We start from the raw sequence: 9603 nt of genomic DNA on the forward strand, positions 1-9603 counted from the left end.
GACTTGAAATGAATACAAGAATATTTAAATACGTCTCCCTGTCTATTGCCCTGCTTTGGGGAATAACGGGATGCAATGAAGACCACAACCTGGTGGCATCGGGAAATTCGAAAGCAATAACCGTACGGTTGGCTGCCGACAACTCGACAGGCACCGGCGACGAATCGGCCATCCACCGAGTAACCGGCTACCGGTTTGTCGACGGCACACTCGCTGAGGTAATCACCCCCTCGCAAGCCAGTGCGGAAAATCTGTATACGTTCGTCCCGGCTTCGTTCTCGGGGACTCTATACATAGTAGGCAATGCCCGGTTACTGACGGGGCTCGATGCACTTACTCCCGAGAGTTCGACATTGGACGATTTTCTCTCTATCGAAGGGAGCATCGGCGAGATGACCGGCGAGGGATTGCTGATGACCGGCAAGAGCGACCTCCAGAGTACAGCCACCTCCGTAGTAGTACCGATGTCCCGCAGCGTGGCCCGGGTCGATATTGAATCGTTCGAGAAAGGGGTAGAGGTGCAAAAAGTGGTCGTTCACAATCTGGCCGACAAAGGCTATACCATGCCTCGGGGAACGGTGGAGACATCGGCATCGGCTTCCACCTTCGACTTTACCAAAGAGTATGCCGACGCTCCGCTCGCAAACGGGAGCGAAACACTGCTCTATATTCCCGAGCAGGCCAACCCGGCTATCCGGGTCGAGGTCACCATCCGATTCGGCGAAGGGCAACATCTGCTGAAAGCCAACTTGCCTTCGGTTATCCGGAGGAACGAGATATACACCCTCGCCATCCAGGGCAAGGGGGCCGAAGCGCAACTGGTTATCGAGGCAGACGGCTGGGGGACTGGTGCCTCTACCGAGTCGAACCCTTCGATTCAAGGATTGGTCGACGTGGAAAACTCTCTCTTCTCCGACGGCGTTCGGGTAAACGAAACGAGAGATACCGTCTTTGTACCGTACCACGGGAGCGACTTTATGCTGGCACTTCTGGCCGAAGCCAACGCCACGGTAACGGTAGACGGCTCGGTAGAAGGTGTAGAAGTAAACCGGAACCTCGGTAAAGGGCGATCCACCTTGCAAAAAATAGCCGAGCTCTCCGTTCGCAGCAGTCTGCGCATGCCCGGCAGAGACACCGAGAGGTTTCACTTGGATATTCAAGACCCCTCCTCCACCAACTTAGGACGCGTGGTTCTCGTTATCGAAGCCAATCCTATACAGATAGAGGGGGCTATCCACTTCGACAAAGAGGCCACCTGCGACTTCAAGGAGTATGTCGAAGGCGAATTGGGAATCATCCGTCTGCCGGCCAATAAGGTGCTCCGGGTAGAGTTTGATACCGACGAATCGGCCTGGATGCAAGCCACGGAAACGGAATCGATTACCCGCACGGGGCTGTCGGGCAAGAGCTATCGGATTGTCGGTGGCTGGAAACCCAACGACCCCCGAGCCGATGGACGACCTCAAGAGGGACGGATTGTCATCTCGAACGAAGATGGGACCCACAAGGAGACCTATACCGTCCGCCGCATAAACTGGGGATTGCCGGTGGTGAAAATTGGCGAGACCTGGTGGTGCAAATACAATTTGCGGGGAAATGTAAAATCGTTTGAGGACCAGATAACCATCCCCAACGACCCGGCACCGCACTACGACCTGCTCTCGTATCTGACCACCGTATCGGAAGACGAACTCCTGAACCTGTTGGGCGACCAGTATCAGGGCGGCAACAAACAGGGTCTGCCTCTGCGACACGACGGAACGGCATTCTACCACGAGGGGGTTGCCGCAAGCGCTCAAAACTTCGGGACACTACCGCCTGCCGAAATGGCTCCACCGGGGTACCAGATTCCCGGCTACGACGATTATCTCGCCTTTTCGAAAAACGGGAATTTCAACCTCGGTGGCGTAGGTTCCAGAAGCTACCAAAACAGCAAGGGACAGATCATACAGATTACGATTGTAGAGCGAGACGTCAATTTTCTGGGCCATAACTATGGCGTCATATCGTTCTACGATTTTGAAATAGACGGCGCCCACTATGTGCTCAACGGCTTGGGCCACCAATGGAACACGGTTCATGGCAATATAGCCAGGATGAACCTGCTCCTGGCCACCTATGGCAACAGCAGCCAGACCTGGGTCATGGAGGGCTATGAAAGCCAGGTAAAGCCCAATGAGAACTGGATCAAGTACACCGCCAACAATTCGACCAAGACACGGCTGATACGGTGTATCAAGACTCCCGTAGAGTATACCTACGATTGATAATGACAATAATCATAATAAAAACAAATGTTGAATTTTAACCAAAACACAATGAATAAAACAAATCTTTTTTTTGCAGCATTCGCCTCTTTGGGCGTATTGGCATCGTGTAGCAACGACGACGCAACCACCCCCTCTCGCCCCGGCGGAGAAGAGACCAGAACTGTAAAAACCTCTATCACCCGTTACGAAGGCTTCGGACAGGCTCTGGAAAACGATATCAACATCACCGACATGCAGGCTTGTATATTCGAAGGCGGAAAGATGACCCAGATCTATACCGATCTCACCCCCTCGAAAAGCAGTTTCGACATTCGCATCGAGAAACATGCCGGTACGTTATATGTATTAGCCAATACTCAGGAGCAAATCAACCTGGAAGAGTTGAAGAGCCAAAACATCACCGAAGAGGAGTGGTTGAAAAAGTGTATGACGATGAAAGATAATGCACCGGTACAGTTCTACTCGGGCAGTCTCAGTCTGAACGACATGAGTAACTCTCAAACGGTGCTCCCCGTGAATCTGAAAAGAGGTTTTGCCCGTTTCGACCTCAACTTGAGAACGGCAGGTGTGGCCTCGGTAAACAGCATTACGCTGAAGAATGCGGCTCAATCGGGCTTTCTTTTCCCGGCTACCCCCGAACTCTCTTCGAAGGAGGTGCAGATCAAGGATATGACCGTATCGTTCGACTCGCCGCTCACGACAGATACACCGGCCGTACTGTATGCCTATGAGCAACCTCAGGGAAGTCTCGAAATCAGTGTAGATGTAACGATTGACGGCAAGCCGCAGACACTGACCAAGGCGCTCGGCTGCGACCTCAAACGCAACACGATTTATACGATAACCGTACGCAAGGATGTAATCGACGTAACGGTCGAAGTATCTTTCGACGAATGGGAAGAGGGCGAAGATACCGAGCTGGTTCCCCAAGCTCGGCTCTCAGTCCAATAAAAAAGGGAGATGAGCGACGGGATACATCTGACAATTATCGGGATTACACATGGAAAAAGAAATAGAAGTCATGAAAAGAATATATTCAGTTTTGTTTTTTATACCAGCCCTTCTCTTCTGTTTATCGTGCAACGACCAGCTCGATAAAGAGAACCTTTTCGATGGTACCGACCGAATAGTTTGTGCAGAGGTATCCCGTCTTTCTTCCGACAATTCCGTCGACGACAATGGCGAAGAGACGATAGAAAGCATCCGCGCATACCTGTTCGACGAAGGAGTACTGGTCAAGAAGTATACCGACATCAAACACTCGGGAAACAGGTATGAATTCCCGCTCGAAGCCCTGAGGGGCAACCTCTATATCGTAGCGAATGACTCCCGTCTGCCCGACTTCGGTTCGCCCGAACCGGGCTACTCGGAAGAGGAGTGGAAAGCGACCGTCATACACTCGACCAACGGCCAGGCCGAAATGGTCTATACCGGGGTGGTCTCTCTGGCCGACTACACGGCTGCCGACCGGCTAATCCCGGTATCGCTGAAACGGGTAGCTGCCCGGTTCGATTTACGCATGGCCGTGGCCGGGACTGCCGAGGTAAAGAGCATCACCTTCAAGCGGGTACAGAAAGCGGCCTATCTCTTCCAACAGTCAACGGTTGCCACTCCCGAGGGCAGCTCGGCGGTCGACATCCCGCTTGTTCCGGAAGAGCCCTACACCGCCAGCAAAAACGGAATCCTCTACCTGTACGAGCAGGACAATGCCGATTTGAAAGTAGCGTTGAATGCCTCGATAGATGGTAAAGAGTATTCGCTGGAGACGAATTTGCCTGAGAAAATATCGCGCAATACCGTCTACTCCATAACCCTCCGTAAAGATGTAATCGATGCCGAGGTGCAACTAACCGTAGAGGAGTGGAAAGAGGGCGGCGACACGACTCTGAAACCGGGCATAGACGACCGGCTGGTCATAGACTCGGCCCTGACCGAATTGCCCGGGAATGTAACCGTCGCCAACGAGGGAAGCATGCTCATCTTGCCGCATCTGGCTACCGATTTTATCGTGGCCATCCAGAGCGACAGCGAATTGGAAGTCTTCCCCGTAACCGACCCCTCGCTGACCGTGGAACCGGTCTCGCCCGGAGAACTGAAGGACAAGACGACCCGCTCTCTGGCCGGAATCAACCTGTTCAGAATCCGCAAGAAACTCTACTCCCCCAACATGAAAACCGTCGATACCCAAGTCTATTTCCACCGAAAAGGATTGACCCACTCCTATCCCGAGGACAATATTCACATACGAATGACGGGAAATCCTACCACCAGCCAAGGGGCACTGGAGTTCGGGACAGACACCTATACCCACGACTTCAACCGCTATATCGATAACGAATTCGCCATCTTTACCCTCCCCGCCGAGAAAGAGATGCTCGTAGAATTTGCCGATGGAGAAGACCGTTGGATAAGAATCGACAGCGAGAGCGGCAGCAACACCTGGCGGGTATTGGGTGGCTGGCGCCCCAACGACCCCACGGCCAACGGGCGACAACAGTCGGCCACGCTCGTCATACGGAATAAAGCCGACCAATCGGACAGAGAGGAGTATACCGTCATCCGACGCAATTATGGCCTGCCCGTCACCTTTCTGCATGGCGTATGGTGGTGCAAGTACAACGCCATCAAAAACTCAAAGGCCTTTGACGACCAGATACTCTCCTCGGCCGACCCGGCGGTGCAAGCCAACAAAACCCTCTTCCAGTATCTCACCGACTGTACGCCGGACGAATACTACAAGCTTTGGGGGTGGGCCTATCAGGGCAATAGCGGACAAGGCATGCAGGTAATCGAAAAAGACAGTGTCATCGTTCTCGAGAGATTCACAAGAGACGAAAAGGTACACATCAACAAACTGCCGCCCACGACTCTCTCGCCCGACGGATACGAGCTCCCCTCCATGGAGGAGTTCAACCGGTTGTTCGATGCCACCGACTATGTCTGGATGATGTACAACGGGACCCACACCCTCAGAAATCCGTGGAACGGACATTCAAAAGTAAAGCGTCAACAACTGCGTAAAAACGGAATACAGGTAGGCTCCATGACCATTTCGAATCTCATCTACATTGCCCTGTCGAGCCCCGACTTCCTGGAGCATGAACCGCTCGTCTGGTATGGACCGGCGGCACAATGGAACGACACCGGTATCCTGCACTCCGGCCACTACAACAATATACTCTTCGGAGTCTACTCTCCCACCGGCGAAGGATGGTATATGAACGGAGGCATGGGCAACCTCTACATGATCAAAAACGGAGCCAGCAGCTACGACACCCGCATCCTCCGCTTCAAGAAGTCGGACGTCGAATATATCTACTGACATTATGCCATAAGCATATATACCCGAAGGGATAAACGAGATACTCAAGCTCGTTTATCCCTTCTCTGTTATCATACGGTAGAGAATGATCCGGAAATGCGACACATGCAAGAACAGCACGGCAAGCAGATACGCAATCTTCAAGGAATACACAATCAAGAGCTTGAAGCCAAAGACAGGGAAATTTCCCGGCTGAACACCTTGCTTGAAAAGGCACACAGATGGTTTCCGATGTTCAAAGAGATGTTGAGAATGGAAAAATTATGCGCTGTTATCGGGTTTACCAAAGACATGATAGAAAGCCTCTTGACAAAGAAAGAAGCCATACAATGTAGTGGCAAAATTTATTCCGAAGAACACAGACGGAAGTTTGACATCAAGAACGATATTTTCAGGGTGGAGAAACATCCGACTGATAGCGGTAAACTCGTATTGACCATAAACAGGCAACCGATTGGAGAATGGTTCAAAGAACAGTTTGATAAATTACGGCAAAGTTTACGAAGACCGACAGAAGAGCCAAGAAAAAGCAGAGGATTCAAATTGTAATTGTTAAATCGCTCAAATTTAGAAGAAAGAAGTAATCAAATAGCATTTTGGTTACTCTCTTTTTAATTGTTCAAATTGAAGAAATAGCTGCTGAATAATTTGTTAAGTTAAACAATCAACATAGTCAGTCAAATATAATATGTTGCATTCTCGCAGCGTTAAAGTTGATATTAAATCGTAGAGTATCAAATACTTTTTATACTTTTAGAGTCAATTAAAAAATTGACTTTATATATGATAGCATATTCTGATGATAACGAAAAATTGATATCTTGTACTACCGATATGATAGGTAAAGTTGTTATTCCCAACGGAGTAAAAACGATTGCATCCCAAGCTTTTAAGGATTGTTGTGAAATTACAGAGATTGTATTGCCTGAAACTATTTCCAAAATACAATCTCAAGCATTTCAAAACTGTATATCACTTGAAGAGATAAATATTCCAAAAGAAGTTAAAGAAGTGCCCACAGAATGTTTTAGTGGCTGTATAAATCTTCATACTATTTCTCTTCCGTCACAAATATTTGAAATTGCTTCTGGCGCATTTAATAATTGCCGTTCATTAACAACTATAAATCTTCCAAATTCAATAAGAAACTTGGGAGGTAAAGCGTTTGCTAATTGTAATAATATTAGTCAAATTCTAATACCTAGTGGTATTACTTACATATATTCTGAAACATTTTCAGGCTGCGAGTCTCTCTCAGAAATAAAGATTCCACAAAATATAAGATCAATATACTCCAATGCATTTGAAAATTGTAATGAACTTAAATGTGTAATTATTGAGTCTAAAGATATTGATATTGATCCAACAGCTTTTATTGGTTGTGAGCATCTAACAAGAATTTATCTTGGAGACTTCACTCCTATAAAAGTCCTTTCTGCATTTCCTGATTGTTCTAATATAAAATATATAGCTCCATTAGAAGATTATTCAAAAGGTTTATCAAGAAAAACTATATCCCTAAGCTCTATTCAAGAACAATTATCGAATGAATTGAAATACATGAGTTTATATTATCGACTGTTTGGTATGAATGTAACTCAGATGAAATGGTCAGAATGCCCCAAGAGGAATAAGAAATCATTTAAGGAGCCAATAGATACTGACTGGGAGTCCTATAAAAACATATCACAACCATTAGACTACTTATTATCTTTTAATTGGGAGAAATCATCAGGAATAGGTTTGGTCCTTGGATATAATCAATATCGAGCATTAGATATAGATATTTCAAGTATTTGGATAAGTGAGATTATGTATCCTGATGAAGGGTTAAATGGTTTCATTAATGAGATTCTGGGACTGTTACACTTACCCATAGATTATCCATGGGTAGTGCGCAGTGGCAATGGATGTGGATTTCATATTATTTTTAAAAGTGAAGATAATACAGCTACGCAAAATATAGATTCGTTATCATTTGAACCTAAAGACAAATATTGCGATTCAGATTGTAAGCTTTTTTACAGAATGGAGCTGAGATGGTGTGATCATTTGGTGTTGCCACCTTCAATACATGCTAGCGGTTTACAATATCGTTTTAGAAACGGGATTTTACCAACGATTATTCCCTCAAATGTTACTTTAGCAGAGGTTGATTCTGTGATAAATAAATTCTGTGGTGAAAGAATATTTTTTTATGCTACTTATAAAGATATCAAAATAGAATTGACTGAGATCAATAAAATAAAAAGCCGCCATGATAGTTATCTTTCTCCTCACGAACATCAAATAAATACAATAGAATGGCTTATAGAAACTTCATCTGATGAAAGCAAAAATTCCCTTGCGTTGTGTTATCTTTTAGGCAAAGGCACTTCTAGCAATTCTAATTTAGCGATAAAATACTTGAAAGACTCTGATTCTCAATCTGCAAAATTTAATTTATTACAATTATACGCATGTGGATTTATTAAATATGATGCTGAAATTTACAATAATTTACAGAAAAATTTAGATGAAAAACTTTTTGATAAGCACTTAGATATTTTACATAATAATGCTAATAAGTATTTGCCAGAAATAGACCGGTATTTATTTTTTGATACGGAAACAACAGGATTGCCTAAAAATTATAATGCCCCATCTTCCGATATAAATAATTGGCCTCGGATCATCCAATTGAGTTGGATAATTACAGACCAATTCCAAAATATATTAGTAAAGCATAATCATATAATAAAACCTAATGGATTTATTATTCCCAATGAGTCTGTTTCTGTACATGGTATATCTACTGAATATGCCAATAAATGCGGAGAAAATTTGAATGAGGTTTTGAGCTTTTTTGAATCAGATATAAAAACAGTAAAATACATTGTGGGACACAATATAGATTTTGACAAAAAAATCATAGAAGCAGAATTTTATCGTGAAAATAAAGTTTTATCATGGGATGGAACAATAAGTTTGTGTACTATGAAAAGTTCTATAGACTTTTGTAAGTTGAAGAATTTTTACGGATACCGCTATCCTAAATTACAAGAACTATATAATAAACTGTTTGATTCTGACTTTGAAAATGCACATGATGCATTTTCTGATATATCCGCTACAGTTAAATGTTTCTGGGAAATGGTAAAACGAGGAATTATAACAATTCCACAAACAAAAGCAGAAGCCCCAACTAGCACAGATGACGATGACCTGCCTTTTTAAAGGCAGGTCAATTATGCCACATTATTCAAGAAAAACACCCAACTTTACATTCTTGGGTGTAAAATTGGGTGTTTATTTTGCAATTCCTTGATTTTCAAGACTTATGCGGAGAGAGAGGGATTCGAACCCCCGGAACCTCTCAGTTCAACGGTTTTCAAGACCGCCGCAATCGACCACTCTGCCATCTCTCCATAGTCGATGCCTTGTTGAGCGGTGCAAAGATACAACTTATATTTGAGATATAAAAGCAATTTTATACTTTTTAGGTTGAATATTCCAACCTCATGGATAACGAATATTCCCTTGCCTCTATTTCCTGGATGCTACGTCGAGGAGCAGCATACCCCGGCACGTCACCCCGCACGTGATGCGGGGTCCAGTTCATGGCATAAAAGGAATAACAACGGGGACTCTCTCCCCCAGATATTTCTGGATACCGCGTCAAAGCGCGGTATGACTAAGGGTGTCACCCCGCACAGCGATGCGGGGTCCAGGAAAGAGAATCTTACGAGTAAACTTGCCGGTATTCCCTGGATTCCGCATCAAAATGCGGGATGACCAGATGACCGTGTCGGGGGCGATGACTAAAGCGCGAAGTCCTCCGGCCTATGGGAGAAAGCGGAAAGAAAAATGGCGGAGAGGGACGAACGTGGGAAAAAGATGTTTGAGCCGAAGTGTATCGGTCGAGAACCTGGAGCTGTATAGCCAGCCGAACGGCTGCTGCAAAGCGAGCTCGGCGAGTTCTTTTTCCCCGAACCTCGCAGCCATTTTTCAGCTTTCGGACATCAGCCGGGA

At 45.8% G+C, this 9603-nt stretch carries 4 protein-coding genes, 1 tRNA gene and 1 pseudogene; 5 read left to right on the plus strand and 1 reads right to left on the minus strand.

The window, feature by feature from the left end; all coding sequences use genetic code 11:
* Positions 1–8: 8 nt before the first annotated feature.
* The 5 genes and pseudogenes from NW211_RS05580 (at position 9) to NW211_RS05600 (ending at position 8808) form a co-directional block, all read left to right on the plus strand.
* On the plus strand, positions 9–2267 hold the full coding sequence (locus NW211_RS05580; protein WP_258327212.1) for a FimB/Mfa2 family fimbrial subunit: 2259 nt from the start codon (positions 9–11) through the stop codon (positions 2265–2267).
* 51 nt (positions 2268–2318) lie between these two features.
* Positions 2319–3221: a fimbrillin family protein gene (locus NW211_RS05585; protein ID WP_258327213.1), complete on the plus strand. Its 903-nt coding sequence runs from the start codon at positions 2319–2321 to the stop codon at positions 3219–3221.
* Positions 3222–3291: 70 nt separating this feature from the next.
* Positions 3292–5592: a fimbrillin family protein gene (locus NW211_RS05590; protein WP_258327214.1), complete on the plus strand. Its 2301-nt coding sequence runs from the start codon at positions 3292–3294 to the stop codon at positions 5590–5592.
* Between the two features lie 93 nt (positions 5593–5685).
* Positions 5686–6141 (plus strand): annotated as a pseudogene (locus NW211_RS05595) (mobilization protein); the annotation flags it as partial.
* Positions 6142–6375: 234 nt separating this feature from the next.
* On the plus strand, positions 6376–8808 hold the full coding sequence (locus tag NW211_RS05600) for a leucine-rich repeat protein (protein WP_258327215.1): 2433 nt from the start codon (positions 6376–6378) through the stop codon (positions 8806–8808).
* 106 nt (positions 8809–8914) lie between these two features.
* On the opposite strand, the gene NW211_RS05605 is transcribed toward NW211_RS05600, so the two are convergent.
* Positions 8915–8999: transfer RNA gene (locus NW211_RS05605), tRNA-Ser, on the minus strand.
* Positions 9000–9603 lie beyond the last annotated feature (604 nt).

The sequence above is a fragment of the Barnesiella sp. ET7 genome (assembly GCF_024733785.1).
In the GTDB taxonomy this organism is placed as follows: Bacteria; Bacteroidota; Bacteroidia; order Bacteroidales; family Barnesiellaceae; genus Barnesiella; species Barnesiella merdigallinarum.

Coding starts and splice junctions, on each gene's coding strand:
- NW211_RS05600 (WP_258327215.1), top strand. CDS start 6,376: ATGATAGCATATTCTGATGATAACGAAAAATTGATATCTTGTACTACC.
- NW211_RS05580 (WP_258327212.1), top strand. CDS start 9: ATGAATACAAGAATATTTAAATACGTCTCCCTGTCTATTGCCCTGCTT.
- NW211_RS05585 (WP_258327213.1), top strand. CDS start 2,319: ATGAATAAAACAAATCTTTTTTTTGCAGCATTCGCCTCTTTGGGCGTA.
- NW211_RS05590 (WP_258327214.1), top strand. CDS start 3,292: ATGAAAAGAATATATTCAGTTTTGTTTTTTATACCAGCCCTTCTCTTC.